Here is a 26,019-nt window from a genome sequence, read left to right on the forward strand (position 1 = left end):
TACGTTCTTCGAGCGTATTTACTGCATTTGATCAACGCTCCATATCGTCCATTTCGGCACGATCACTTCCTTTTTCACTTTAAACTCTTTTACTACTTCCATGTCGACTCGGCGGTTTGATTTTCTTCCTTCCTGTGTGTCGTTTGGTTTCATTGGACGATCTGGTCCATGGCCAAGCACTTTTAATCTTGAAGGGTGGATGGCGAACTGAGTATTGAGTAAGTCGGCAATGTTGTTTGCTCTTTCTAGGGAAAGTGCGACATTGTATTTTTTGCTGCCTGTGTTATCGGTGTGCCCTTCAATGATAACCAACGTATCTTCGTTGTCTTGCAGTAGCTGGCCTAAGCTTTCTATTGAGGGACGATAGGGCGTTTTAATACCATACCGGTTTCTACTAAAAGGCACGCTGACGTTGTAATGATCCACATTGGGTTGATTGTCTGAAATCGAATCTGTATTGGGTTTATCGTATTGAAAAGGAATGACAATGTGACCATTTACCCTGCGATTGGCTTTTCGTCCGACTTCTGTTTCGTTGGAGGCCAATGGATCGTGCTGACCGTAGCCAAATGTTTTGATGCGGTTTGGTGAGATGTTAAATGAAGTGATTAACGCCTTAGCAATAGACTCTGCTCGTCTTTTAGAAAGCGCAATGTTGTAGCTTTCTACACCGATATTATCGGTATACCCTTCGATTAATATAAGCGTATTCGGTGCCTGTTGTAAAAAGTAAGCCAAGGCTTTTAATCTAGAATGAAATTCAGGTGCGAGCTGGTGCTTGCCTATTTTAAATTGAATATCAAAATGAAAACTGAATAATTCAAGAGTCGTTAATGGGCAGCCTGTATTATCAATATCACTTCCGATTGGTGTGTTGCGACATTTATCTCTGGCATCAATAACCCCATCAAAATCTGAATCAGCTAACGAGCGAATAGGAATATTGGAATAGAGCGGCTGACAAATTGATGAGGCGCTGTATAATCCGAAAAAAACAATAGCGATCCTTGCTATTCTGGCGATCATTTTATTCTCTCAAAATGCGTAGAGGTATTTTTAAATAGATGGCAATCATAACTATTCTCCCTTCAATGAATCAGAAGAAGAAAAGTTAGCGTTACTTTTTTAACATTACCGTAATGTATTCCCATTCATCTTTCGTGATAGGCATAACAGAAAGCCGATTGCCTTTCTTTGTTAATAGCATATCGGCCAGTACAGAATCTTGCTTTAACTCAGCTAATGTCAGTATAGAAGGCCACTTTTCTACAAACTCTACATCAACCATAAACCATCTTGGGTTATCTTGCGTTGATTTTGGGTCAAAATAATAGCTACTAGCATCCCAGCTTGTATGATCTGGGTACGCTTTTTTACTGACTTTGGCGGTTCCAGCGATGCCAGAGGGTGAGCAACTAGAGTGGTAAAAAAACACCTTATCGCCTTCCTTCATTTCTTTCATGAAATTACGCGCCTGATAATTTCTAACGCCATCCCAAGGGGACTTCTTGAGTCGTTTTAAATCGTCTATTGAGAACGCATCAGGTTCTGATTTCATCAACCAATAATGGGTCATGGATACCTCGTTTGCACAATGAAACATACAATATGTTCACGCTTACAAATATTCTATCTACAATAGGAGGGTGATGATACGAGATTACCTAATATTCGCCTCAATGTATTTTGGTCGCGATGCGCCTTGTAATGGATAAGAATAATGAGCCACTTTGCTTGTAAAGAATTTTCAGCATTAGAAAAAGAAATCAAGGACGATTTATTAGAGTGCTACACGGAAGCGCAGCAAGAAATAGAAAGCATTATAAATAGCATTGAGAGCGATGGCTTCTCATTCGATAAGCTGGACCAATTGTTTCGATCTTTACACAGTATGAAGGGCAATTGCTCTGTTTGTTTTCTTGATCCTTTGGTTGGCGTACTGCACAAATTAGAAGAAATCGTCGATGGTATGCGTGGCGGCTACATTAAATATCATCCTCATTTGGGGGATTTGATCAATGTGGTTATTGAGCAGGTTTATTCATTATTGCAGCAAATTTATCAATCTCATGTCGCAGAAAGCGACATACGCGATTTATTGCAAGTGGGCTTAGATGCAATATACGCAGAAGAAGACGACAGCAAACGACCTGAATTAGCCGAAGTACTGTTAGGGAAATGTAATCAAGCTATAGAAGAAGAAAAAAGTGATACGGACGCCGATGCGGCATCCTTGATCGTTAAAGTAGAATTCACCGATGCGCAACAAGAAGACATTCGCTTGTTCATTGATTTTAGTCAAAAGCTAAACCGTTTATTGGGATACTCATCTGAACGGAGCGAACGAATTCTTAAACTGTGCCAGTTAATCAATGCTGAGTGCTCTAAATCCGTTGATCCTGCCCAACTAAGCGCCGCGGCATACATGCATAACATGGGCATGGCGCTCATCTTAAATTGCAAAGACAACGAAAAATTAAAAGCCAAAGCCGAGCAAAATCATCCCATGGTAGGGGCCAAATTACTTTCCAAACATGAAGGCTGGGAAGACGCTGTCGAGATGGTGCAATCGCACAAAGAACGCTTTGATGGCACAGGATTCCCCGAAGGTTTGGTTGGTTCGTTAATCCCTCAAGGCGCTTTTATTCTCTCCATGGCCGTGATGTTTATTGATATCGTCTGGGGGAAATCCGGTAGCGATTACAACAAAAGCGCCATGCGCGCGGTGCAAATGGTTAACTTCGAAAGTGGGAAAGGTTTTCCGCCCCATATGATTGAATCCTTCAATGGGGCCATTCGTAAAGTGCTAGTGGCAAAGAGTAAATAACGAAAAACAAATGTCGAAAACACTATCTAAATGAGCGGTGTGAAAGTGATCGAATAAAAAGAAAGTATCTCACAAAAAGAAAGTAGCAAAACCTCTGCGTCCCTTGATAGCATTGTGTGCTCTGGATTTGGTTAAGTTATTGGTTTTATGAACACCACTTTGTTGCCGCTTGTTTTCCACTCGCATTACAGTATTCCGTTCCCAGCTGGGCATCGTTTTCCTATGTCCAAATTCCGGCTCTTGGCCGACACGCTAAGAGAGCAGGGGATACTCACGGCTGAGAACGAATACGCGCCCGCGCCATTATCGCTTTCCGTGCTCATGTCCGCTCACGACAAAGGGTATGTGCATCGGTTTATTCGTGGTGAACTCAGCACGCAGGAAGAAAAAGAAATCGGCCTGCCTTGGTCTGAATGGCTGGTTGAGCGAACGCTACGCGCTGTCTCCGGCACTCTATTAACCAGCGAACTCGCGCTGCAACATGGATTGGCGTGCCACCTTGCGGGTGGCACGCACCACGCGCATCCTTCTCATGGATCTGGATTTTGCATCTTTAACGACTTGGCCGTCGCTGCCTCCGCGTTGATCCATTCTGGCAAAGCCAAGAAAATACTCATCCTAGACTGCGACGTACATCAAGGTGACGGCACCATCGCATTTTTCAAAGACAAAACCGACATTGTTCCCGTCTCGTGGCATTGCGAAGAAAACTACCCGCAAATAAAACAGACCGCCGGCATCAACATCGCCATCCCCAAAGGGGCCAACGACCAAGAATACTTATCGATTCTACAAGATACCTTGCCCGCGATACTTGACGAACACCAACCAGACTTCATCTTCTACGACGCTGGCGTCGACGTTCATAAAGACGACCGACTCGGCTACGTCAACTTAACCGACCAAGGCATCTTAGACAGAGATAAATATGTGATCGAAACCTGCGTTGCACTCAACTTACCCACTGCCTGCGTTATTGGTGGTGGTTACGATAGACAAGAAGAAAAAGTCGCATGGCGACATAGTCTCCTGCATCAAGCTGCGGATCAGATATGGAAAGCGTATTTGTTGTAGGGAGTACGATGTACTCTTTATTTTTGAAAGTCGGACAAATTGCAGTTGGCGTTTTGTTCTTGCTTTACTTATATAAATCGTTCTGCCAAACGTTTCGTTAAATCGAGTGGATAATATGTTTAAAAATTGCCCGCCCAGTTCTCTCTGAATTAAAGAGCGAAATGAAGTTTGGAAATGCAAAGCGTTTGAATGGAGTCTAAAGAAAAAATTAACCGCGCCCTAATCCCCTGAAGAAAGGGATGGGAATTTAAAAAGGGCAAGGCGCGACAAAAGCGACCCATGCTTTGGTGAAAGGATGCCGAAATTCCAGCCGATAGGCGTGTAATAGTAGTCGCGGTTCGTTGGTGTATTGGTCATCGTAAAATTCATCGCCAATAATGCCGTGACCAAGGCTTTGCATATGAACACGTAGCTGGTGGGAGCGACCGGTGTGCGGTGTGAGTCGGACACGGGTTGTGTTGTTTTCGTACGCAATGGGTTCCCAAAAGGTGATGGAATCTTTGCTCCATTCGTCGGTACAAACGATTTGTCTTGGGCGGTTTGGCCAATCGCAGCGCAGTGGTTTTCGGACTTCGCCACGTTCGCCTAAGAGTGTACCGCGCAGCAAGGCGCGGTATTCTTTTTGGACTTCTCGTTCACGAAAATGCGCGTACATGCGTTTTTGACATTCGTGGGTTTTCGCCACGAGGATCAAGCCAGAAGTGGCTTCGTCGAGTCGATGTACGACGAAGGCTTCGCCAAAAAAACACTCTGCTCGATGCAAAATTGAATCGAGCTTATCTGGGCCGCGACCGGGCACAGATAAGCAATTAGACGGTTTGTTTATGACAGCAAACCAGTCGTCTTCGTAGAGTATGTCGAGCGCCGGTGGTTGAACCGGCGCTGTGTTTTCATTTCGCACGGACGTTTATTCCGGCTTGGTGGTTAAGATGATACGAATTGCATCCAGACGGATCTGATGTTCATCGATTCGAACCAAACCTTCCTGCATGTTGTTTTCAAGCAGTGCGATGTCTTCGTCACGAATCGCATTGTTAAAGGATTTCAATTCGATCAGACGATCAATTTCACTTTGGCAACGGTGTTGGTAAGTGGATTTAGCGGCTTGAACAATCGGGCGCGCTTGGTCTTGAGCGTTCAGCTGGTGAGCTTGAAGCACTTCGATCAAGTTCTTACGCAAGGCCGCAACCCATTGCTCCGCGACTCGGTTTGGCACGCCCTTGAGTTTTTCGGCCCATTTATCCGCTGTAAATTGCTGATGAAGGAATTTGCCATTGGAATCAGACAGCTGCCACATTGGTGTCATCGGTAAAGATTGCGTTAGCTTCAAGCGCGGATGCGCAGTGGCTTCGATGACAAACATGCTTTCAACCAAAACGGTGCCTTCTGGAAGCGCGCCAATCGGTAAGATTGCTGAGGTCAATTTACCAGAATCAAAGCCTTGTACTTCGTCCATCAGCATAGTGATAAGCGGGTGTTCCCAAGTGGCAAACGCGACGTTTTCACGTTGGCTGGCTTGGCGGCGATCCAGCATGAGCATTTTGCCTTCTTCTTCAATACCCGGCAGTGCTTCAAGCATCATGTCGGTAGAAGGGCGAAGGAACCATGCGGCTTTTTTTGGGTCATCGTCCATGCAATCAGCGTAAATATTGAAGGCGTGCGTTACTTGTTCAATGTAGTGGTGCAGACCTTTTGTCGCCTGATGATTGATCTGTTCGATCAAATCGCGGGCTTGTTCAGGGCGGCACGAACTCATTTCCAGCAGGCGGTTACGGCCTTCTTCCATTTGTTTTAGCAAGGCTTCGTGGTAAGTATGCGCTTCGCTCAGTAAGTCGCTGTCGTCGTCTTGGCCATGTAGGTAAGCGTGCAAGCTATCGCCGAAGGCTTCTTCTACTTTGTCGCCCGCGCCTGTGGTACGGCAAAATGCATTAAGCGCATGGTGATACCAGTTGAATAGGCGTTCTTGAACACTTTGTTTAATGAAAGGCACGTGGATTTGCACGTCATTCAGTTGTCCTAGGCGATCTAGGCGACCAATACGTTGTTCAAGCAAGTCAGGGTGCTCTGGCAGGTCATACATCACGATGTGATGGCTAAACTGGAAGTTACGGCCTTCACTGCCAATTTCTGAACAGACTAAAATTTGCGCGCCGTCTTCGTCTGCGAAATACGCCGCAGCACGATCTCGGTGAATCAGTGGCATTTGTTCGTGGAAATCCGCACTCTGGAATCCGGCAAACGTCAGTTGATCATTGAGCCATTGAGCCATGTCGGCAGAATGACAAATAACCAATACTTTGTCTGCTTGGCATTCAAGGAATTCTTTTAGCCAGTTCCAGCGCGGGTCTTTTTCCCATAAACCATCAGCGACTTCTGTTTCTGGCTGAACGTGACGGTTGGCCGATACAAAGTGCTCGTTGTTTTCTAATGGGTAAGAATGCAAGTAGCGATCTGGGAAGCCACCGACAGCGGCGCGTGTGTTACGGAACATTTCGCGACCCGTTCCATGACGGTCAATTAACCAGCTGATGGCTTCTTGCGCGGCTTGTGTGCGATCTTTGCCGTTTGAATTTGTTAATGCGACAAACCAATCTTTGGCTTTCACTTCTTCTAGGTAACTGGCGAAAACGTGTTGCCAATCCAGTGGCGCTGATGTGTCGCCTTCTTGCGAATAAGGCAATAGGGCTTCGGCCAATTCTGCGGCTTGCTTGAATTCTTTCTGCTGCGCTTGGTAACGCTCGAAATCGTGGTAATGATCGGCGTCTAAGAGTTGCAAGCGAGAGAAGTGCTCGCGCTCGCCAGTTTGTTCAGGTGTGGCGCTCAGTAGCAAAAGGGATTCTGTTTTTGCTGCTAGGCGAGCGACAACTTGGTAGCCAATGCTCGGTGTTTCTGGGTGCCACGCTAAGTGATGCGCTTCGTCGACAATGACCATGTCCCATTCTGCGTCCAACATATGCTGAGCGGCTTTAGGGTGTTGGCTTGCCCAATCAATCGGTGCGATAACAAACGGTTGTTGCTCGAATGGGTTGTCGTCACCGTCGATGAAATCTTCGTACACGGATTCGTTGATCAATGAAAACGGCTGATGGAAACGACGGAGCATTTCAACCAACCATTGGTGTTGTAGGTTGGTTGGCGTCAAAATAAGGACGCGTTTGCAAAGGCCATTTAGAAGGCGTTGATGCAAGATCAAACCGGCTTCTAGGGTTTTTCCCATCCCCACTTCATCACAAAGCAATGCGCGTGCTTTAGGGCGATTGGCAATTTCGTGCGCGAGGTAAATTTGGTGCGGTAAAAGCTCGGCTTTAAGGCCCATTAAACCACGCACTGGTGACGCAGCGTTGGCGGCTTGATGTTCAAGCGTATGGCGACGTAGGTCAAACCACATGCGACGAGCAGGCGAAAGCGCCAATAGTGAATCGAGCTCGTTCTTGTCGTTACGAGGGAATTGAATCAGCGATTCTTCTAACCAATCGTCATCATCGCTGATGCGATATTCGATTAGGTCGTCAATTTCTTCTACTTCCAATACGGTATAGGTTTCATCTTGAAAGTGCAGTTGGTCGCCCGCCGTTAAGGTACGTCGAACTAGACTAGTTTGGTCGTTTGAGTATTGACGATCACTTTCTGCATCGGGGAAATGCAAGGTAAAGGATTTATTTTGTTTGTCTACTATCATGCCTACGCCGAGATCAGGCTCGTTGCGGCTACTCCATCGTTGTCCAGTTTGGTACATGATTATGCTTTGTCCGGTTCAATTAAAGTTAAGCTACCTTGGCACAAGTCAGTCAATATGACTTTTTGCTCGGGCCAAGTACGTTCAATGACAGCAAGGTCAATCACAATGCTGTCACTGTATGTTTTGTTGGTTATTTCTATGTCGCTTTGTTCCAGCCAATATTCTACTTTCCCCAATAAAGGGTAGGCGATTTTTAGCTGAACGGGGCTACGCGGGTATACATTTTCATATTCTGTTTGCGAAAGCGCTTCTTGCACGGCTTGGCTGTATGCTCTTACCAATCCACCTGCACCCAGTTTCACACCGCCAAAAAACCGCGTCACCACCACGGTTGTTTCGCCACAGTCTGAATGCTGTAACACATTCATCATGGGTTTTCCGGCCGTGCCTTTTGGCTCGCCATCGTCACTCTGATCCCACAAGTGCACATTGTTGGGTGCACCGGCGACAAATGCCCAACAGTGATGATTGGCGTCTGGGTAGCGCTGTCTCATTTCGTTGATAAAGGCTTTGGCTGCCTCGCGCCCTTTCGTGCGGCTTACGGTTGTAATGAATTGGCTATTTTTGATTTCGAGGTCGAAGCGTTGTGTGTGTGTTGGGCTTAGGTAGTAATCCATGTAAACTTCGATTGTTTTCTCTATAAAAAATAGCAGGTTGTAAACTATATGACAGATTGGCTTTCACAATCAGTTTGGGTGTTATCGGGCTTTTGCATCGGCTCGATTCTTCTTTCTGGTATTGCTGCGGCTATTGTACAGGCTATGCGGCGTCAGTGGCAGCATGCACAGGAAAAAATGCAGCAACAAAATGAGGAATTACAGCGGCTTTTAGCGCAATCCAAGGATCAGATCCATTATTTGGAAAAAGAATCGCTTACCTTAGAGCAACAGTTTGCGGCAGCACAAAGTGTTTGGCAGGAAAAAGAAGCCTTCTATCGCGAGCAAAAAAAGCAAAACGAGACAGAATTCAAGCAAATGGCCCATGAAATCATGAGTCAACAAGGTCAGCATTTGGCAAAAGAAAACGAGCGACAGCTTGGTTCTTTATTAACGCCATTAGGCTCGCAGATTCAGAAGTTTCAAGAAAGCGTTGAAAAGAGTTATCAAGAAGAAGCCCGTGAGCGCTTTTCCTTGGTGAAAGAGATTAAAGGGCTGCAACAGCTAAATCAAAAAATAAGCGATGATGCGGTGAGTTTGACGCATGCCTTGAAAGGACAAAATAAACTGCAAGGCGGTTGGGGTGAGGTGATTTTAGAGCGAATTCTGGAGCGTTCTGGTTTGGAAAAAGGCCGAGAGTACGAAACGCAATCGTCTTATCAAACACCAGAAGGGCGGCGTTTACAACCAGATGTGGTGATACACCTTCCTGAAGGTAAGCAAATTATTGTTGATTCGAAAATGGTGTTGGTTAGCTATTTAGCGTACATGGAAGCTGAAACAGACGACGCCAGAAATCGAGCTTTAAAGCAGCATTTAGACGCCGTTCGCCGCCATATGAAAGAGCTAAGCGCAAAGTCGTATCATGATTTACCTGGTATTACGTCGTTGGATTTTGTGCTGTTGTTTATTCCGATTGAAGCAGCGTTTGGCTTGGCGTTACAAGGTGATAACGGTTTGTTCAGTGAGGCCTTTGAACACAATATTATTATTGTTGGGCCGTCGAATTTGTTGGCGACATTGCGCACGATTCAGAACATTTGGCGCAATGAAAAACAAAGCCAAAATGCGGTTGAAATCGCACGTCAAGCGGGCGCGATGTACGATAAATTCTCAGGCTTTGTTCAGGATATGGATGACATCGGCGTCAAGCTAGAGGCCGTGACTCGTACACATGATTCGGCGTTGAAAAAACTCACTATGGGCCGAGGTAATCTTATTGCGAGAGCGGAAAAGCTTAAATCGATGGGGGCTAAGACAAGTAAGGCCTTGCCAGTCGAATACCTTAATGACACTTCTACTGACGAGGCCGATACTTAGTCTATTTAGTTTACGAAGGAAAAGCCCACAAGACGGTGGCTTTTTGAATGTAATGCGTTGTCTGTAAGTCTTGTAAAATGCCCGCAGTCAGTCGTGTTAAATCTGCGCCTTCGGGCGCTTTTTCTGACTGCGCGATGATCTCGATGTGTAGGTGATCGTTCAAATAATGCAGTCGTGTGTTGGGAATATCCACATACGCCGTGTGTTGGCGTAATAGAAAACCTAAATCAGCGAGTATTTGATGACGAGCAGGCAGTTTTAAGTGCGCAGGCTTTCCAGATGTCGGCGTATGGATAAAGCTTTCGATCTGGATTTTCTCGTCTGTGTCTATGTGCACCATCACATCTTGAACTTGCGGATGAGCTTGTTTGATCGTGTAAGCCACTAAGTCGCCAAGGTAATGACCTTCGCTCACACTGGCATGGCTTGGCACGTGAATGTGCATATCCAAATAAATTTTACCCGCCATGGAGCGAGCTCTGACATCATGAGGCGCCATGACATGTTTTAGACTGTTTGCCGTGTCTTTGATTTGAGCGATGAGCTTTGGGTCTGGTGCCGTATCCACGAGCTCCGCAAGGTTTTCCCACACCATGCTGACGGCCATTTTGCCAATCAATAGAGCAACCACAATCGAGGCAACCATGTCTGCCCAAGGGTACCCGAAGTACACGCCAATAAGGCCGATTAACACGGCGATAGACGACAGTGCGTCGCTGCGGCTGTGCCATGCATTAGCAACAAGCATTTTACTTCCTATCTCATCACCGGCTTTTTTCGTGTAATGAAAAATGGCTTCTTTGATCACAATCGTCGCGAGTATTGCGCCCAATCCATACCAAGTAAATTGCGCATGCGTCTGTTGTTGCGTAATGGATTCGAAGGCAATGCCGAGCGCTACAATGATGAGAACAAGGCCTAAAAATACCGTGGTGAGGGTTTCAAAGCGAAGGTGGCCGTAAGGGTGGTTTTCGTCTGGCCCTTGGCGAGAGTTGGCGGAAGCGAAATAGACGAACACATCGGTGACTAAGTCGGAAAGGGAGTGAATGCCATCTGCAATCAATGCTTGAGATTGAGAAAAATACCCCGCCACAATTTTAGCCAAGCCTAAAATAGCGTCCCACACAGCCCCGACGAGTGTGACTCTTTTTGCTATGTCTTGTTCTTGCTTAAGTTTCGACATTTATCCACTCAAAATGATGCGTAGTTGGGTTGTGATGGTTTTTATTTGGTGTTGGTTCTTTGGTATTTAAAGCGCATAACCATCTTCACTGGCTTGGCGAATGTTCTCCCCAAGCTTATCCACGATATCTGTGGAAAAGCTTGAGCAAGAAATCGCTTAGCTGATTTCAAACCATAAGCAGTAAGAGCCAAAGAACTCTCGCATGGTGAGTGACATCAAAGAGAAGTTGGCATCCATGTCAGATAAACCGCCACCCTGAGAGTCATTGAACGCCGCTTCTTTTAGCGCATCGTCGAATTTGATTTTGCGTAAGGTTAGGTCGTCATGTAACACAAAGCTGAGTTTGTCAGTCCAACGAAGAGCGAGGTTTTTAACCGCCATGCCTTGTTCTAAGTGGCGTGTCACATCTTCGGAAAGAGGTTCTAACGCTTTAAAACGGATGGTGGCTTTGTCTTCAGAGGCGTCTTGGATTTCGCATTCATCACCGGTTTCTAAGCTGGCCGGCACTTCGTTTTTAACGAGCCAATCGGTCATCAAAGACGAAGGCGAGATTTGCGCTTGCAATGGTGTCATTGGGAAGCTGCCAAGGGTGGTTTGCAAGTGTTTGAAAAGTTGTTCGGTCATGCTGGCATTGGTGCTGTTGAGAACCAGTATTTTGGCTTTTAAATCAATATACGCCCAGATGTCTGTACGCTTTGAAAAGGCCTTTGGACGAAGTGTAAACACCAATTCGTCTTTCATGTCGGACTTTTCTTTGCGGCCGACTTTACGACCTTCAATCAGTTCGATTTCTGCGACCTTGGCTTCCAGTTCTTCACGTACAACGGCAGAAGGCAGTACTTTTTCTTCTTTGCCTGCACGAAAAAGTAAGCAATGATCGCTGGCTAGGCTCCATTGTTCGCTATTACGGATAAGCGGTAACCAGCCGAAAGAGAACTCTTCTTGAGAGCCACATTCTTTCAGTGGAAACTCAGGGATTTTGTCGATCAGTTCGTTTGTATCTAGTGATTCTGTGTCTTTTAATTGGAATATTTGGGCGTTCTTGAACCACATAATTAGTCTCTCACGGCTTCTTTAAAGTGTTTTCGGCACACAGATAAATAGCGATCATTGCCACCAATTTCTACCTGTGCGCCTTCTTTAACGGGAATTCCTTGTGCATTTAATCGAATAACCATCGTGGCTTTGCTGCCACAATGACACACGGTTTTTAATTCTATTAATTTGTCAGACCAAGCCAGTAATGCTTTGCTGCCTTCGAATAATTCACCTTGGAAATCGGTGCGTATGCCAAAGGCCAACACTGGAATGTGCAGATTATCGACGACTTCGGAAAGGGCGTAAACTTGGTCTTTGGTTAAAAACTGCGCTTCGTCAATCAAGATACAGCTTAACGCTTTCTGCTGCTGATTTTCTTCTTTGATTAGGTTAATAATGTCTGTGCTGTTATCAAATAAACTGGCGTCGGCGGATATACCAATGCGAGAGGCAATTTGGCCAGTTTCAAACCGGTCGTCGATTGACGCTGTTAATAATAAAACTCGCATGCCTCGCTCTTTGTAGTTATGAGCAGATTGCAGTAGAACGGTCGATTTACCGGCGTTCATTGCCGAGTAATAAAAGTACAGTTTGGCCATATTGAGTCTGTTTAATCAGTCGCTTGGTAATTTGGCCGACTAGTATATCAAATCGCTATTCTGAGTGGGCTTTTTTCATTGCGGTAATTATTGCGTCTTCTTAGGGAGTAAGAGGGCGTTAATTTCTGATTTTCTTTTTTGCTTTATCGAGGCTTTTATGGATTTGCAGGGTCAACCATTCTGCGCGCTTGACGCCATTCAGTTCACAAAGCGCATCGAGTTTTTCGATGGTTTCTTGCTCAATGAGCAACTCTAAGCGCTTAAGTCCTTGCGCTTTTTCTTTTTCGCGTTGTGCGCGTTTGTTGAGTTTTAATTGGTCTTTTCTATTGAGCGGTTGGGTTCGGGGTCTGCCAGCAGATTTGCCGAATAGGTCGATGGTGTTCCGGTCGGATGACGCTTTTGCCATGGTCTCATTACATTCGTTAAGGTGAAAGGAGGGCGTTTTTCGATGATTCAAAAAAAGAAAGTGAGAAGCCGTTATCGCGGCTTCTCACTTTCTTGTGTTGTTACTTTTGAGCAGTTTGTTTCTCAGCCTGTTTTTGCGCCATTTGATTGGTGGCAATAAAGTCTAATAAAATTTCCGATGCTTCTTTTGCATAGGTATCTTCTTCGACAGGTTCTATGTCATCAACCGATGTCAATTGTTCTAACCCAAGCGCTTTTCGACGTTTATTTTCACGTTCAAGCTCTCTCTTTTTGTCGTCTTCTTTTTGCTGTATGCGAGTGCTTTCTTTCAAAGATATGGACTTGTAGTTTTCCACCTGGTCTTTGAATTCTTTTATCTGAGCGTTGATCGCAATAAAGTTAGGGTCTTTTGCCATACGAGCTTCATGGCGAGGCTCTAAAATAGGTAAATAAGCAGGCATGTTCCAATAAACCGGATAGCGGGTTTCATGGATTTTATCCCAAGCCAAAGGGTTGTCTAATGCGCTTTCACCGATGGTTTCTTTATCGATTAAAGAAGGGAAAGCAATGTCTGGCATGACACCTTTATGCTGCGTACTTTCGCCTGAGACACGATAGAATTTGGCTTGTGTGACTTTAAGTTGTCCTTTGTCTACTTCTTGTAAGACTTGAACTGTGCCTTTACCAAAGGTTTGGTCACCAAGGATTAAGGCGCGACCATAATCTTGCAAGGCGCCAGCAACGATTTCCGACGCGGAAGCACTCATTCGGTTCACTAATACGGCCATTGGACCACTGTAGGTGATGGCGGTATCAGTATCGCCTAACGGGGTTACTCGTCCACTCTGGTCTCGTATTTGTACTGTTGGGCCAGAAGGAATGAACAAACCAGCCAAGGCATTGGCTTCTTGTAAGGAGCCACCGCCATTGTTTCGTAGATCAAGAATAAGGGCGGAAATGTCTTCATCACGCAGTTCTTCGATCAGCTTTTTTGTGTCTCGCGTGGAGCTTTTATAGTCTTTATCGCCCGCTTGAATGGCCGCGAAATCGGAATAGAAGGTCGGTAGTGAAATGACACCGACTTTGTAGGTTTCTCCGTCACGCTCTACTTCGACAATTTCTTTTTTCGCGGATTGATCTTCGAGCTTCACTTTTTTGCGAACAATGCTAATGCGTTTACTGGTTTGTGTGTCACCTTTGCTTGGCGTGATCTCCAGTATGACGGTTGTATCTCGCTCGCCGCGGATCATGTCGACAACGTCATCAAGTCGCATGCCTACCACGTCGACCATAGGTTCGCCTTCTTGGCCAACTGCAATGATTCTATCGTTGGGTGAAAGTTCACTTTGGGTTGCCGCTGGGCCACCAGGAACCAGTCGAACGACTTTTGTGTAATCGTCGTCCATTTGCAATACAGCGCCGATTCCTTCGAGTGAAAGGCTCATGTTGATGTTAAATGTTTCAGATGCTCGCGGTGCAAAATAACTGGTGTGGGGGTCTAAAGCAGCGGTAATGGCATTTGCAAAGGTTTGGTAAACGTCGATCGCGTTTGTTTGGTCCACGCGTTTTAATTGATTTTTGTAGCGACGTTCAATCGTCGAAATGATTTTTTCTTCGTTTTCGCCGTTCAGTTTAAGTACTAAGGCGCGGTTTTTGAGGCGTTTGCGCCAATAATCATCCAGTTGAGCTTCTGTCTTAGCCCATTTTTGGGCTTCTGGGTCCGCATTGAGGGTTTCGTCAATGTTATAGTCAAAGCCTTTAATCATTTCTGGAAGGTGTTCTTGAAGGCTTGATAGGCGTTTCTCAAGGCGTTCTAGGTAAAGGTTGTAAATCGTGTAGGCAACTTGCGTGTCGCCGTTTCTTAGGGCGTCGTCAAAGCTGTTTCGGTATTTTGATAGTGTGTCGATGTCGCTTTTAAGAAAGAAGCTTTTACTTGGGTCAAGGGCGTCAATATAGTAATCAAAGGCCTTTGCTGAAATGGCATCATCAATATGAGGTCTGTTATAATGAATGCCTTCTAGCATCTCAACGAGTTCTTTTGAGACTTTGTCGTACTCATGAGGTGGCTGCAGTTCTTGGTAAGCTGACGCAGGCGTCGAGGCAAAGGTATAGCCAGCTAAAAGGCAAAATAAAAGGCGTTTATAGTTCATCCGGTAAGGGTTCTCTCAGTCTATTTTATACGTCATTAGCAAAATCATATTAGACACGGGGCTGTAAGGCTAGCCTAAGTGTTAAAAAGTCACTTTTTTAAAGCATTGTGCTTATGGGAAATTATGGATCATTCAAGTTTTAACGACGATTTATTGTCATTTCTACAATCTTCTCCGACACCGTTTCATGCCACAGACAGTATGCGCAGCGCATTGCTTGCTGAAGGCTATGTTGAGTTATTAGAAGAAGATAGCTGGGTTATTGAAGAGGGTGGAAAGTACTTTGTTACTCGTAATGAGTCTTCCTTAATTGCCTTTACGACACCGCAACTTACGTTTAATCAAACAGGTTGGCGCATGGTTGGCGCGCACACGGATAGCCCTTGCTTTAAGCTAAAACCAAATGCCCAAGTAGATCGTTTTGGTTATCATCAGCTTGGCGTGGAAGTTTACGGCGGCGTTTTGCTTCACACTTGGCTAGACAGAGATTTGTCTATTGCGGGTCGGATTACTTTGAAGACTCAGAATGGCAACATCGTAAGTCGCTTGGTGGATTTTAAAGACCCGATTGCCGTTGTCCCAAATTTGGCGATTCACTTAAATCGACAAGCAAATGAAGGGTTTTCTGTAAATCCTCAAGAAGAAATTCTGCCAATATTGTGTGGCGCGGAAAATGAATTTGATCTGCATGAATTGTTAAAAACACAACTCAAAAAACAACATGCGGATTTGGACATCGAAACCATTTTAGATTTTGAATTGAGCTTATATGACACACAACCAGCAGCGTTGGTCGGTTTGCATAAAGAATATATTTGCTCCGCTCGTCTCGATAACTTGTTGAGCTGCTTTGTTGGTTTGCGCGCTTTATTGGATTCTGATTTGCAACGCCCGAGTTTGCTTATTTGTACGGACCATGAAGAAATTGGCAGTTTGTCAGCGTGTGGCGCAAACGGGCCATTTTTAGAAGATGTATTGCATCGCTTAACGCCAGATCCAGAGCAATATGTTCAGGCTATTCAGCGTTCTATGTTGGTGTCTGCGGACAATGCGCATGCATTGCATCCAAATTATGCGCATAAGCACGATAAAAACCATGCGCCTGCAATCAATAAAGGTGCCGTTATTAAGGTAAATGCGAATCAACGTTACGCAACCAATAGCGAAACAGCGAGTGTTTATCGTGATATTGCGGCAGAAGAAAATTACGAAGTTCAATGCTTTGTGGTGCGCAGTGATATGGCTTGTGGCAGTACGATAGGGCCGATTACGTCCGGTGAAATTGGCGTGCCAACGATTGATATTGGTTTGCCTACGTTTGGTATGCACTCTATTCGTGAATTGGCGGGCAGTCGTGACGCCTACGGTTTGTATAAAGTATTAACTCGATTCACAAAGCGCGATAAATTGATTGCTCGCTAAATGTGGCAAGTTCAGTGAGTGGATGTTATTACAGTCATTAGACACAAAAAAACCGTAAAACAATGTTTTACGGTTTTTTTATGGATCAATTAACGCTTATTTCTTTGCAACTAACCATTTGTCCAGCTCTTTGATCTTGTTTTCTGTCAGATCGCCAGTGACTTCAAGTAGGCTTAGCTTTTTCAATACAAAATTGTATCGGTATTGCTCGTAAGTATTTTGTGCGTCATAAAGATTAGACTGAGCATCAAGCAATTCGACAAGGTTACGTGTACCAACATCATAGCCCGCTTTCGTTGCTTCAAGTGCGCTTGTACGAGAGCGAATTAGCTGTTGTTGTGCTGCTATTTGAGCAACCGCGGTTTGTAGGTCTAAATATAGGCTACGAATGCTAAGTTCGATCGTTTGCAGTGAGCTTGCTCTTTGTTCAGTCGCAGATTCTGCTTGTGCCGTTGCTTGGCGAACAGAAGCATTGATTGCACCACCGCTATACAATGGAATGCTAACACCTAATGAAATAGTGGCATCATTCGTTACGCCTTCAGACGTTGATACAATATCGTAATCTGCATCGGTGCGAGACAGAGAGCCCGTTAACGATACGGTTGGCGAGCGGCCGCTAGATTTTTGGATGCTGATGTTGTTTTCGGCAGTTTCAACCGTGATGTCAAGAATCTGAAGTTCTTTGTTGTTGCGTCGAGCTTGATCAATTAAAGAGTCAACCGTGAGGCTTTTATTTAGAGAGATTGGGTAGTCTTTAGCAAGCTCAGGAATGCTTTTAATTTCGCGGCCTGTGCGCTGGAGCAGTGCTTTTTGAGCATAGGCAACGCTTGATCGAGCAGTAAGCTCCGTGACTCGCACGGAGTCATATTCTGCTTGAGCGTCTTGTAGGTCGGTAATGGAAGCCAAACCGACTTCGTATTGTTTTTTAGATCGGTCTAACTGACTTGCTGTACTTTTCACCAAGGCTTCAGTAGTTTGAAGTGTTGATTGTGCAATCAAAAGATTAAAGTATTCAGTGAGTGTTGTTAGCGCTAAATCTTCTTCAGAATTTTCATAGCTTACACCGGCACTTTTAGAGCTCAGTTCTACTGCGTCAACGGCGTAGTTTAGTGCTGGAGAGTAAATAGGGTAATCCATGTTAAGCGCTAGCGAGTTAGACGTTTTGTCATAATCCGTTGCAGGGCTATCAAGAGACTCATATCCAAGGCTACCGCTGAAGGTGATTTGAGGATATAAGTTCCCCTTCGTCACGGTTACCCCTTCTTTTTGAGCTTGATAAGTCGCGGCTGCCGCTCTTAAACCAGGATCGTTTTGCTTCGCCAGTTTATAAACTTCGTAAATGCTTTCTGCGTGAGCAGCTGTACTACTTAGAACGGCTGCAGCGATGAGTGAGGGTATAATATGCTTTTTCATAGATCTCTGTGGGCTCGTAGTATGAAATATAGTTATAATAGTACCGCAAGTTTTTCGCTTGTGGCAGTGCCATTCTCGCTATATCTATTATGACTATTGACCATATCATAACGAAATACTTTGAATAGGCTTCGATTGTGGAAAATTAACGCAAGAGTCGTGGTTATTTCAGTGCGATTCTTCTTCCATTCCAAAAGTTTAGTTCTTTAATTCAATTTTATACGTAATCGTTTTTTTCGAATTCGCTTTGATTTTACCAGCAACAATAATGCTATTGGCATTTGCTTTTGCCGCATTACTTCCTTCCAACACCTCTATAATGCCGTTCGTGTTTTGTTCTACTGAATAGCTTTGCGCTTTATTGGCGTGATTTTCTATGGTTACTTCCCATACTTGCGTGCTCGGAAGCTTTTGTGAAGACGCACTTTTTAACGTTAGATAGCCTGTTATATCTTGGCTTTTGTTTGTGACAATATTCAGTGGGTAGTCTGCGCGAACGGTATTTAATGTAACTGTATTTCCAGGAATAAGAAGATTGTTTCTTTTCCAGAATGTTCGGTATTGCCCTGGAAGACCGTCTTTTTTTAAGGTGAAAGTAACCTTGTTGTTAAAATCCAGATCTGTTCTTCCTGAACTGTTTTGGTGAGTGTAAACATTGGCGGTGTGTGTTTGTTTGTCTATTTTAGAGTGGTTGCTTGGCAAAGCATAAAGCGTGTTTGAATAAGGCGCGATTGCGATGAGGTGATGGCCAAGCGATAAGCTAATTTCGTTGTCTTGGTAATTTACGTCCTGTTGTGCTGTGCTCATTGCTAGGGTGTTTCGTTCTGCTTTGAAGAGTCGAGGCGATGAGCTTCTAGAGTAATGCAGCAGGCTGTCTTGTATTTCAATATTGGTATTTGAGTTGTTATGCAAAAGCGCTTGTTGAGAGACTAAAACACGGTCGTTATCAAATATTAGACTGAGCTGAGGTGTCCACGATAATTGTCCTGTTTGATAGCTGACGGGGAATGAAGCCATTACATCCGTTGGTTTATCTGTTTGTTCAAGAGGAATTATATAGAAATCGCTAATCGGTAATGTGGTTGGGCGTTCATGAACCAATAGTGAAAAGTTGCCCGTGTCCTGATCAATTTTGGTGAGTAAGCCTGTGTAGTTTAAGTCTCTTTGTTTGTGTTCTACCCGGATTTTTTTGCCTACTTCATCAAACCAGTTTGCATTATTGGCGCTCTGTAAAAACGTAATCGGTGAAAAGGCGTCGCTGAGTGGTATCAATGTACCGATATTAGGCGTGAGACTAAGAGGCTGGTTGTTTTCTACGATCTGACTGTTCTCTAGCCCAATAACCGCACTTATGGGTTCTGCAAAAGCAGGGCGAATCATAACAACCGCTAAAAAAGCTGTTATGTAAAAATCGGTAGATAGCTTTTTCATCAAAGAGTCCTTTTTGTTTGTGTGTATTCAATCATACTCGTTATCGTGAAGTAGGCTCACTCATGGTAACCTAATAACTTTATATGATTGCAATCTAATCTAGCAAAAATAAGGGTTTGGAGTGGGAAAAAAATTACTGATTATTGACGGTTTGAATGTGATTCGACGTCTTTATGCTGCATTAGAGTCTGAACAGGATTTAGTACGTCGAGTTGAACGCACGCAAAGTATTGCCATCGACGCATTAGTGAAGTTAGCGGATCAATTTAATCCATCCTATGCGGTTGTTGTTTTTGATTCTAATGGCAAAACATGGCGCCATAAACTGTACCCTGAATATAAACTAGGCCGCGTTCCAATGGATGATGCACTGCTGGACGCTTTGCCTGATTTTGCGAAAGTTTTCCGTTTTAATCACTTTCCATGTTTACGATTAGATGGTTGGGAAGCTGATGATCTGATCGCGACGTTAGCGGTCAAAGCAGCGCATAACAATGTACAGTCTTATATTGTTTCTACCGATAAAGGCTTTACTCAGCTATTAGATGATGAGCGTATTCTTCAATACGATTATTTTGCCAAATTAGGTTATGACAAAGTTTGGGTGCCTGGAAAATATGGTGTTGAACCACATCAATTGGTCGATTATTGGGCTTTAGTGGGCGATACCACCAATCGAATTCCAGGAGTGAAAGGAATCGGTCCGAAAACAGCGCTCACCATCATAAATAGCTTTCCTACGATAGAAGAAATATATGCGAATTTAACGTTTTTCTCAGAACGTATTCAGTCCATGTTAGCGGGCGGTTATGAGCAATGTTTGCAATCTCGGTCACTCGTTGCATTAAAGACGGACGTTGATGTTGGTGTCCGCCTTTCACAGCTTAGGTATTCTGCTAAAACAAGACCTTGATGTCTTTAATACTTGTTTTTAAAGAATCAAAACCATCAAAAATAAAGACGAAAATTTCATCTATAACTTGAGTGGCCTCCTCAAAGATTGCATCGGGGTTTTGCTTATCCAATGTTGAATGATTGATGCTGTTTTTTATTTCTTGGATAAAAGCAATAAGTCGTTTTTCGGTTGCTTGTGGGAGTGATGTAGTGAGTTTTTTATGGTGTTCTTCTATTTTCCCTAAGGTAAATAATAGCTGTAATTTTTTGTCGGCACTCATTTCATGTTTGGAAGCTACTTGCACGGATAATGCCCTGACTTGGCCAAGTGATTCTGCCAATTCTGGTAAGGTTTTAACCAGTTGCTGAGCCGAATTTTGTATGTGTTCTTGGTGGTTGGATGTTAATGAAAATTCATCAGACATATCCCACACGGCATCCAATTGACGAGCAATAAGACCCGAGTGTAATTGGAAACTCTCTGCACTTTTAAGTGTATTGTTGTCTATTAGGCGCTGCCATTGCTTGTATGGGTAGTGCGTGCTGATCGAAGGTGGATAAGCGTTCTCAGTTTCAAATTTGAGCAAGCTGGTGTAGAGCTTGGTGATGTCTGATTCGAGACTGATGAGTTTTGATTCAAATTCTAGATTTCCATTCAGAAATCCAGAATGCATCCCCCTATGCTGTTGTGTGATTTTGATTAATTCAATGAATAATGTAATGCCAGATATTCCAGTGATTGCGCGCCGCTTAGACGCTTTCTTTGACCATATTAAGCGCCCAAAGGCGAGTAGAATTATGGTGATGCAGGTTAGAGCGAAGAGACTGGTTACCATCATACTTCTGTTTCCTTTTGTTCTAATCGAGAAGAAAGCCATTCCATGTATTTCACCATGTCTTTTGTGTCTCGACTGGCTTGGCTGTGCTGCTCACTAACGCTAGCGATGTTTTGTAATCGATCACACATTTTTGTGTTGGCGGAATCGAACTCTTTGATTAGAAGGGTTGAATGGTGGATTTCTTCTTGAGTAGATTGGGCGGCTTGATGGATAGAGATTAAAGAAGAAGCGGCTTTATCTGACCCGCTCGATACGCTCGTAGAGAATTCCATTAATTCTAGACTTGTTTGCTCTGACGTTTGAACTTGAGCGGCAATAGAAGACACTAATAGTCTGATGTCTTGAGCGGTTTTTTCGGTATTTTCAGCCAGTAATCGAACTTCATTCGCGACCACGGCAAAACCTCTTCCAGCTTCGCCTGCTCTTGCTGCTTCGATCGAAGCGTTTAAGGACAGTAGGTTAATTTGCGATGTGATTTGCTCAATTGTGCTAACAAAGCTGCTGATGTCTTGCGTGACTTTAATGAGTTGAGTCATTTGTGATTGGTTATAACTGACCTTAGCTTGCATGTCATTGATATGCTGTTTTAGTTCCTCTAACGCCACTTGACCTTCTTCAGATTGTTGTCTTGTAAGGCTGGCGGTTTCTGATGTTGAATTGATTCGAGAAAGAATATCACTGATGGTTAAACTCATTTCTTTACTCGTAACTAGCAAGGCATCTAGCGCTAAATATTCTTCTTGTGCTCCATCGGCGACCGCATTGGATGAGTTTTGAAGTTCTGTTGCGGTATAGCGTGTTTCTTGAGAGCAACTTTGTAATAGGTGTTCACGTCTGCTTAGTATCCGTAATAGCCCGTTAATATGATTTGCTAATCCATTAAATTCGGAGTCGTTATAGGACAGTTTTATTACGGAAGTTTGCTCTACATTGGTTAAATATCGGGAGAGTTCTTTTACTCGCTGTTTTGTTAGTTTGCTGGTCGACATTGAAAAATACACTAACAACATTGTGCACAATGTAATTGGTATATTAGGTTGAGTAAAAATACCGGGGATGAATGTAGCTGAAATGGTAATAGTACCGAGTAATATGACAATAAGTAAGCGAGCATAATACGGCAGAGCTGCAATCAAAATAGTGCCTGGGGTCAGTAGCATAGAGGGGGTCCTTATTACTGATTTTTTCGTTCTTTTTTTAATAATGTTTTTCTATTTACAGCAATAAATAGACCATGACAGAGTTTATGGTTGTTTTTATTCCAGTCCCTTTATTCATGCGAGGTCTAATCGGCTCGCTGTTGATAGAAAATTTTAGTTTACGTTGGGTGTTTCTCTAAGGCGCTCACTCTTGGTGCTTGCTTTTTAGGGCGTGCTTTTTTGGAGTGCGTTATGCGGTTGGGTAACTGAAGTTTAAAAAATATCAAACTTCTAACTCGAAAATATGCGATAGACCTCTTACTCATAGACGCTGAGAGGCTTATAATGGCGGCATTTCAGATAACGGATAAATGAGATTTTTATGTCAGAGGTTAGAACACGTATTGCGCCATCACCAACGGGTGATCCGCATGTAGGCACCGCATATATTGCACTGTTTAACATGGCGTTCGCACGTAAAATGGGCGGCAAGTTCATTTTACGTATTGAAGACACAGACCAGACTCGTAGCACGCCTGAATCTGAAAAAATGATTTTAGACGCATTACGCTGGTTAGGGCTTGATTGGGCAGAAGGTCCAGATGTTGGTGGTGAATACGGACCTTATCGTCAAAGTGAGCGTGGTGATATTTACGGTCAATACGCAATGGAGTTGGTGAATAAAGGGCATGCCTTTTACGCTTTTGAAACAACGGAAGAGTTGGATCAAATGCGAATTGAGCAAAAAGAGCAGGGCTTGCCACAAAAGTACGATGGTCGTGCTTTGTCCCTGACGCCAGAAGATGTTCAAGCTAAGCTTGATGCTGGCATACCTTACGTTATCCGCATGAAAATCCCAGAAGAGGGAACGTGTGTCGTTCAAGATATGCTACGCGGCACCATTGAAATCGATTGGGCTCAGGTAGACATGCAAGTGTTGCTTAAAGCAGACGGTATGCCTACTTACCATTTGGCCAACGTAGTTGATGACCATTTAATGAAGATTACCCACGTGATCCGTGGTGAAGAATGGATTAACTCTGCGCCTAAACATATTTTGTTATACCAATATTTTGGTTGGGATATGCCGACGTTATGTCATATGCCGTTGCTCCGAAATCCAGACAAATCAAAGTTATCAAAACGTAAAAACCCGACCAGTATTTTGTATTATCAACGTATGGGTTACATGTCTGAAGCGGTGATTAACTATCTTGGTCGTATGGGTTGGTCGATGCCTGACGAGCGTGAAAAATTCTCATTAGATGAAATGATTGAGCAATTTGATATTCAGCGTGTTTCTTTGGGTGGTCCAGTTTTTGATGTAGAAAAATTGAGTTGGCTAAATGGTATGTGGATTCGAGAGAATTTGACGCCAGAGAGTTTTGCTCAGAAATACGTTGAATGGGCGCTTAATCCAGAATATTTGATGAAAATTCTTCCGTTGGTGATTCCACGTGTTGAAACTTTCTCTGATGTTGCAGATGTCGCAGGATTTTTCTTGAAAGGTATGTTGCCAATTACGAAAGAAGATTTTGCTTCTGTCAAAATAGAAGAAGAAGCACTTCGTAAAGCTATGCAGTTTGCTTTGTGGCGCTTGGAAGCATTAAATAAATGGGAAAAAGACGAAATATTCAATGAAATGAAAACCCTTGCGCAAACGTTGGAAATTAAGCCGAAAGACTTTTTTGCGCCATTGTTTGTTGCGATATCTGGAACAACAGCGTCTGTTTCTGTTTTTGATTCTATGGCCATCTTAGGTTCTGATATTTCCCGTGCGCGAATGCGTACTGCGGTAAACGTTTTGGGCGGGCCATCTAAGAAAGAAGCGAAGCGTTGGGAAAAAGAGTTCGCAGATTTATAAATATTAGTGAATTGTTAAAGTAAAAAAAACCGGCTATCAAGGCCGGTTTTTTTTCGTCTTAGTTTTTATGCAATTACTAAGCACGAGTGGTAAATACACTCGTCTTTTTGTCTAAACTACTTACCTGATTATGTATGTCACGCGTATTGCCTTCAATACTGTTGATATAACTGTTATCACGTTGCAGTTGTTGTGCAATTTTGTCCATTTCTTCACTCATGTGTACGGCTGTTTTAGACACCTCTTGAATAGAGCGAGCCATATCGACTGATGACGCTGAGCTTGTTTGTGCGTTTTGCTCAATTTCTCGAATAGCCAGTTCTGCTTTTTCACTAAATGTTTCAATAGCGTGTAGGCTTTCTTGGCCGCTCTGCATTGTTTCAATGGCGGTTTGAGTAGACGATTGAATCGTGCTTACAATATCAGTGATTTTTGCGGTTGCGTCGACGGTTTTTTCAGCAAGAGAACGAACTTCATCTGCAACAACCGAGAAGCCGCGTCCTGCTTCACCCGCTCGTGCTGCTTCAATGGCTGCATTTAACGCAAGTAGGTTGGTTTGATTTGCCAAGTCATTAATCATTCCGATGACGTTGTCGATGTCTTTCGACAGTTGGCCAAGCTCATTTAGCTGCTCGCTGGTTTTATTCACAACGCTGATAGTACTTGTAAGGTTAGATAGCGCACCTTTTATTGTTTCTGCACCGACTTTTGCTGACTCATAAGTATGTTGAGATTGGCTACTGAGGTCTTCTGTCGTGATAGAAATGCTAGAAATAGTGGTTGAGATCTCTTCTGTTGCAGCGGCCAAAGAATTGGTTTGCTCACTGACTGAACGGTTACTGTCCGCAATATTGGTTACCGATTTGTTGAGCTCCGCTACCATTCCATTCACACCTTGAGTGGTGCTAACGACTTCGCCAATAACGGCGCCAAGTCCATTGGTCATTTCATTGACTGAGCTACACAAAGAATCGAATTCATCATTACGTTTATCATTTACATGCAAGCGGGCGGTTAAATCGCCACTTTTTACTTTGCCTAAATCTGTAATAATTTGATTAAGCGTTTTGTTAACGCTGCTTCCGATACCCATCATCATGAGGGCCGCGACGACAGCAACAATAATACTTACAATAATTAAGCTAATGCTTGCTTGTTTAGAGCTGGCCGCAGCTTGTTGGCGTGCATCAATGACGGCTTTTTGCATGTAGTCCACGGCAACTAAGCGAGTCTGATTAAAGTCTTCTTTGCTTGCTAAAAAATTTGATTGTAGGTTTTTTAGCTGTTGGTTTTCTTGATCGAAATTATTAACAGCAGAAAAATATTGGTTAATGACTTCGCCAAATCGCTCCTCAAGCCCAAAATTTATTACGCGCTTGTTAAACTTCTCAAAGCGTTCCATAAAGGCGTCTTTGTTTGCCTGGACTGGCTCAAATATAAAGTTTTTTTCCGCTTCACGTACGGGTAGGAACTCTTGTTTAACAAGGCTTAAGAATGAAATTTCTTCTGTGACTCTTTCTCCCAATTGTGAAATTTCACCTTTTAGACCAGAAGAGCCATTAAAACCTACTTTTTGTCTTTGGGTTACCAATTGGTTTAACGCGTCACTGTAGTTGTTTAGTGATATAGCGATGTTGTCGAGGTTTTTTCTAATATTCGGGTCTTGAACGGTACCCGTGTCTTTTTTTAATGTCGCAGTGAACTCATCGTGCCCAGTGTTTAATTGCTCAAGGAAGCTTTCATAAGAACTGTTGTCGATGCTTGAAAGGGTTTCGTACTCTTCCATTAAGGTAATGACAACTAAGGAGAGATCTTTGTCTATGGAGGTAAGGCGTTCAAATTTCGATGAGGAGGTTTCTTGTACATTCAATCCTTGTAAAGCAACAGCAGTTACAACAACGAATCCAAGAATAGCTGCAATCAGTAAGGAGAGCAACTTGGTGCGAAAACTAAGGTTTGCCAACATATTTTATCCTGCACTTTTTTATTATAGATTTAACGATAGACGTTAAGATAAGAAATA

21 protein-coding genes are annotated in these 26,019 nt (G+C 43.7%); 6 read left to right on the plus strand and 15 right to left on the minus strand.

Annotated elements, in window-relative coordinates; translation table 11 throughout:
• Nucleotides 1-18: 18 nt before the first annotated feature.
• Together D104_RS36920 and D104_RS20480 are read right to left on the minus strand one after the other, a co-directional pair.
• Nucleotides 19-1,026: an OmpA family protein gene (locus D104_RS36920; RefSeq protein ID WP_024022494.1), complete on the minus strand. Its 1,008-nt coding sequence runs from the start codon at nucleotides 1,024-1,026 to the stop codon at nucleotides 19-21.
• 91 nt (nucleotides 1,027-1,117) lie between these two features.
• Nucleotides 1,118-1,576 carry an EVE domain-containing protein gene (locus D104_RS20480; RefSeq protein ID WP_024022495.1) on the minus strand — a complete coding sequence of 153 codons (459 nt, stop codon included), beginning with the start codon at nucleotides 1,574-1,576 and terminating at the stop codon, nucleotides 1,118-1,120.
• A gap of 144 nt (nucleotides 1,577-1,720) precedes the next feature.
• On the opposite strand from D104_RS20480, the gene D104_RS20485 reads away from it, so the two are divergent.
• Complete coding sequence (locus tag D104_RS20485; protein WP_024022496.1) at nucleotides 1,721-2,827, plus strand: HD domain-containing phosphohydrolase; 1,107 nt, start codon at nucleotides 1,721-1,723, stop codon at nucleotides 2,825-2,827.
• A gap of 147 nt (nucleotides 2,828-2,974) precedes the next feature.
• Nucleotides 2,975-3,901, plus strand: coding sequence for a histone deacetylase family protein (locus D104_RS20490; protein ID WP_024022497.1), 927 nt, complete (start codon nucleotides 2,975-2,977; stop codon nucleotides 3,899-3,901).
• A 247-nt stretch (nucleotides 3,902-4,148) separates the two neighbouring features.
• On the opposite strand, the gene D104_RS20495 is transcribed toward D104_RS20490, so the two are convergent.
• Genes D104_RS20495 through D104_RS20505 form a run of 3 tightly spaced genes read right to left on the minus strand, consistent with a single transcriptional unit; the run spans nucleotide 4,149 to nucleotide 8,257 of the window.
• Nucleotides 4,149-4,802: an RluA family pseudouridine synthase gene (locus tag D104_RS20495; RefSeq protein ID WP_024022498.1), complete on the minus strand. Its 654-nt coding sequence runs from the start codon at nucleotides 4,800-4,802 to the stop codon at nucleotides 4,149-4,151.
• Between the two features lie 6 nt (nucleotides 4,803-4,808).
• Nucleotides 4,809-7,637: an RNA polymerase-associated protein RapA gene (gene rapA / locus D104_RS20500; protein ID WP_024022499.1), complete on the minus strand. Its 2,829-nt coding sequence runs from the start codon at nucleotides 7,635-7,637 to the stop codon at nucleotides 4,809-4,811.
• Nucleotides 7,638-7,639: 2 nt separating this feature from the next.
• A complete protein-coding gene (locus D104_RS20505; protein WP_024022500.1) occupies nucleotides 7,640-8,257 on the minus strand; it encodes a YigZ family protein in 618 nt (205 codons plus the stop codon).
• A 48-nt stretch (nucleotides 8,258-8,305) separates the two neighbouring features.
• On the opposite strand from D104_RS20505, the gene D104_RS20510 reads away from it, so the two are divergent.
• On the plus strand, nucleotides 8,306-9,616 hold the full coding sequence (locus tag D104_RS20510; protein ID WP_024022501.1) for a DNA recombination protein RmuC: 1,311 nt from the start codon (nucleotides 8,306-8,308) through the stop codon (nucleotides 9,614-9,616).
• Nucleotides 9,617-9,626: 10 nt separating this feature from the next.
• On the opposite strand, the gene D104_RS20515 is transcribed toward D104_RS20510, so the two are convergent.
• The 5 genes from D104_RS20515 to D104_RS20535 form a co-directional block, all read right to left on the minus strand.
• Entirely contained in the window at nucleotides 9,627-10,799 is a 1,173-nt protein-coding gene (locus D104_RS20515) for a cation diffusion facilitator family transporter (RefSeq protein ID WP_024022502.1), read from the minus strand.
• Between the two features lie 156 nt (nucleotides 10,800-10,955).
• Nucleotides 10,956-11,852 (minus strand): recombination-associated protein RdgC, encoded by an 897-nt coding sequence (locus tag D104_RS20520; protein ID WP_024022503.1) that lies wholly within the window; start codon nucleotides 11,850-11,852, stop codon nucleotides 10,956-10,958.
• A gap of 2 nt (nucleotides 11,853-11,854) precedes the next feature.
• Entirely contained in the window at nucleotides 11,855-12,436 is a 582-nt protein-coding gene (locus D104_RS20525; RefSeq protein ID WP_024022504.1) for a thymidine kinase, read from the minus strand.
• 118 nt (nucleotides 12,437-12,554) lie between these two features.
• Nucleotides 12,555-12,842 (minus strand): LexA regulated protein, encoded by a 288-nt coding sequence (gene ybfE, locus D104_RS20530; RefSeq protein WP_024022505.1) that lies wholly within the window; start codon nucleotides 12,840-12,842, stop codon nucleotides 12,555-12,557.
• 100 nt (nucleotides 12,843-12,942) lie between these two features.
• Nucleotides 12,943-14,991: a carboxy terminal-processing peptidase gene (locus D104_RS20535; RefSeq protein WP_024022506.1), complete on the minus strand. Its 2,049-nt coding sequence runs from the start codon at nucleotides 14,989-14,991 to the stop codon at nucleotides 12,943-12,945.
• Between the two features lie 123 nt (nucleotides 14,992-15,114).
• Here D104_RS20535 and D104_RS20540 point away from each other — a divergent pair, with 123 nt between their 5' ends.
• Nucleotides 15,115-16,413, plus strand: coding sequence for a M18 family aminopeptidase (locus D104_RS20540; protein WP_031214397.1), 1,299 nt, complete (start codon nucleotides 15,115-15,117; stop codon nucleotides 16,411-16,413).
• A 96-nt stretch (nucleotides 16,414-16,509) separates the two neighbouring features.
• Here D104_RS20540 and D104_RS20545 read toward each other — a convergent pair whose 3' ends face one another.
• Both D104_RS20545 and D104_RS20550 read right to left on the minus strand, forming a co-directional pair.
• The gene (locus D104_RS20545; RefSeq protein WP_024022508.1) at nucleotides 16,510-17,829 is read right to left on the minus strand and encodes a TolC family outer membrane protein; all 1,320 of its coding nucleotides are present in this window, start codon (nucleotides 17,827-17,829) and stop codon (nucleotides 16,510-16,512) included.
• A 198-nt stretch (nucleotides 17,830-18,027) separates the two neighbouring features.
• Nucleotides 18,028-19,260, minus strand: a complete 1,233-nt coding sequence (locus D104_RS20550) for a hypothetical protein (protein ID WP_024022509.1) — start codon at nucleotides 19,258-19,260, stop codon at nucleotides 18,028-18,030.
• A gap of 121 nt (nucleotides 19,261-19,381) precedes the next feature.
• Here D104_RS20550 and xni point away from each other — a divergent pair, with 121 nt between their 5' ends.
• Complete coding sequence (gene xni, locus D104_RS20555) at nucleotides 19,382-20,173, plus strand: flap endonuclease Xni (RefSeq protein WP_024022510.1); 792 nt, start codon at nucleotides 19,382-19,384, stop codon at nucleotides 20,171-20,173.
• Here xni and D104_RS20560 read toward each other — a convergent pair.
• Nucleotides 20,157-20,993 (minus strand): hypothetical protein, encoded by an 837-nt coding sequence (locus tag D104_RS20560; protein WP_024022511.1) that lies wholly within the window; start codon nucleotides 20,991-20,993, stop codon nucleotides 20,157-20,159. The two genes, xni and D104_RS20560, sit on opposite strands and share 17 nt — an antisense overlap.
• Nucleotides 20,990-22,153 carry a methyl-accepting chemotaxis protein gene (locus tag D104_RS20565; protein WP_024022512.1) on the minus strand — a complete coding sequence of 388 codons (1,164 nt, stop codon included), beginning with the start codon at nucleotides 22,151-22,153 and terminating at the stop codon, nucleotides 20,990-20,992. The genes D104_RS20560 and D104_RS20565 overlap by 4 nt, the downstream gene beginning before the upstream one ends.
• 361 nt (nucleotides 22,154-22,514) lie before the next feature.
• Between D104_RS20565 and gltX the strand changes: the two genes are divergently transcribed.
• Nucleotides 22,515-23,996, plus strand: a complete 1,482-nt coding sequence (gene gltX, locus D104_RS20570) for a glutamate--tRNA ligase (RefSeq protein ID WP_024022513.1) — start codon at nucleotides 22,515-22,517, stop codon at nucleotides 23,994-23,996.
• A 76-nt stretch (nucleotides 23,997-24,072) separates the two neighbouring features.
• Here the strand turns inward: gltX and D104_RS20575 are convergent, their stop codons facing one another.
• Nucleotides 24,073-25,962, minus strand: a complete 1,890-nt coding sequence (locus D104_RS20575; RefSeq protein ID WP_024022514.1) for a methyl-accepting chemotaxis protein — start codon at nucleotides 25,960-25,962, stop codon at nucleotides 24,073-24,075.
• Nucleotides 25,963-26,019: the final 57 nt, after the last annotated feature.

Origin of the sequence: Marinomonas profundimaris, assembly GCF_000508165.1 — a bacterium.
GTDB lineage: Bacteria > Pseudomonadota > Gammaproteobacteria > Pseudomonadales > Marinomonadaceae > Marinomonas > Marinomonas profundimaris.

Bases quoted from the DNA above. Each gene is read 5' to 3' on its own strand.
- D104_RS36920 (WP_024022494.1), bottom strand. From the start codon at position 1,026: ATGATCGCCAGAATAGCAAGGATCGCTATTGTTTTTTTCGGATTATAC.
- D104_RS20480 (WP_024022495.1), bottom strand. From the start codon at position 1,576: ATGACCCATTATTGGTTGATGAAATCAGAACCTGATGCGTTCTCAATA.
- D104_RS20485 (WP_024022496.1), top strand. From the start codon at position 1,721: ATGAGCCACTTTGCTTGTAAAGAATTTTCAGCATTAGAAAAAGAAATC.
- D104_RS20490 (WP_024022497.1), top strand. From the start codon at position 2,975: ATGAACACCACTTTGTTGCCGCTTGTTTTCCACTCGCATTACAGTATT.
- rapA (WP_024022499.1), bottom strand. From the start codon at position 7,637: ATGTACCAAACTGGACAACGATGGAGTAGCCGCAACGAGCCTGATCTC.
- D104_RS20505 (WP_024022500.1), bottom strand. From the start codon at position 8,257: ATGGATTACTACCTAAGCCCAACACACACACAACGCTTCGACCTCGAA.
- D104_RS20510 (WP_024022501.1), top strand. From the start codon at position 8,306: ATGACAGATTGGCTTTCACAATCAGTTTGGGTGTTATCGGGCTTTTGC.
- D104_RS20515 (WP_024022502.1), bottom strand. From the start codon at position 10,799: ATGTCGAAACTTAAGCAAGAACAAGACATAGCAAAAAGAGTCACACTC.
- D104_RS20520 (WP_024022503.1), bottom strand. From the start codon at position 11,852: ATGTGGTTCAAGAACGCCCAAATATTCCAATTAAAAGACACAGAATCA.
- D104_RS20525 (WP_024022504.1), bottom strand. From the start codon at position 12,436: ATGGCCAAACTGTACTTTTATTACTCGGCAATGAACGCCGGTAAATCG.
- ybfE (WP_024022505.1), bottom strand. From the start codon at position 12,842: ATGGCAAAAGCGTCATCCGACCGGAACACCATCGACCTATTCGGCAAA.
- D104_RS20535 (WP_024022506.1), bottom strand. From the start codon at position 14,991: ATGAACTATAAACGCCTTTTATTTTGCCTTTTAGCTGGCTATACCTTT.
- D104_RS20540 (WP_031214397.1), top strand. From the start codon at position 15,115: ATGGATCATTCAAGTTTTAACGACGATTTATTGTCATTTCTACAATCT.
- D104_RS20545 (WP_024022508.1), bottom strand. From the start codon at position 17,829: ATGAAAAAGCATATTATACCCTCACTCATCGCTGCAGCCGTTCTAAGT.
- D104_RS20550 (WP_024022509.1), bottom strand. From the start codon at position 19,260: ATGAAAAAGCTATCTACCGATTTTTACATAACAGCTTTTTTAGCGGTT.
- D104_RS20560 (WP_024022511.1), bottom strand. From the start codon at position 20,993: ATGATGGTAACCAGTCTCTTCGCTCTAACCTGCATCACCATAATTCTA.
- D104_RS20565 (WP_024022512.1), bottom strand. From the start codon at position 22,153: ATGCTACTGACCCCAGGCACTATTTTGATTGCAGCTCTGCCGTATTAT.
- gltX (WP_024022513.1), top strand. From the start codon at position 22,515: ATGTCAGAGGTTAGAACACGTATTGCGCCATCACCAACGGGTGATCCG.
- D104_RS20575 (WP_024022514.1), bottom strand. From the start codon at position 25,962: ATGTTGGCAAACCTTAGTTTTCGCACCAAGTTGCTCTCCTTACTGATT.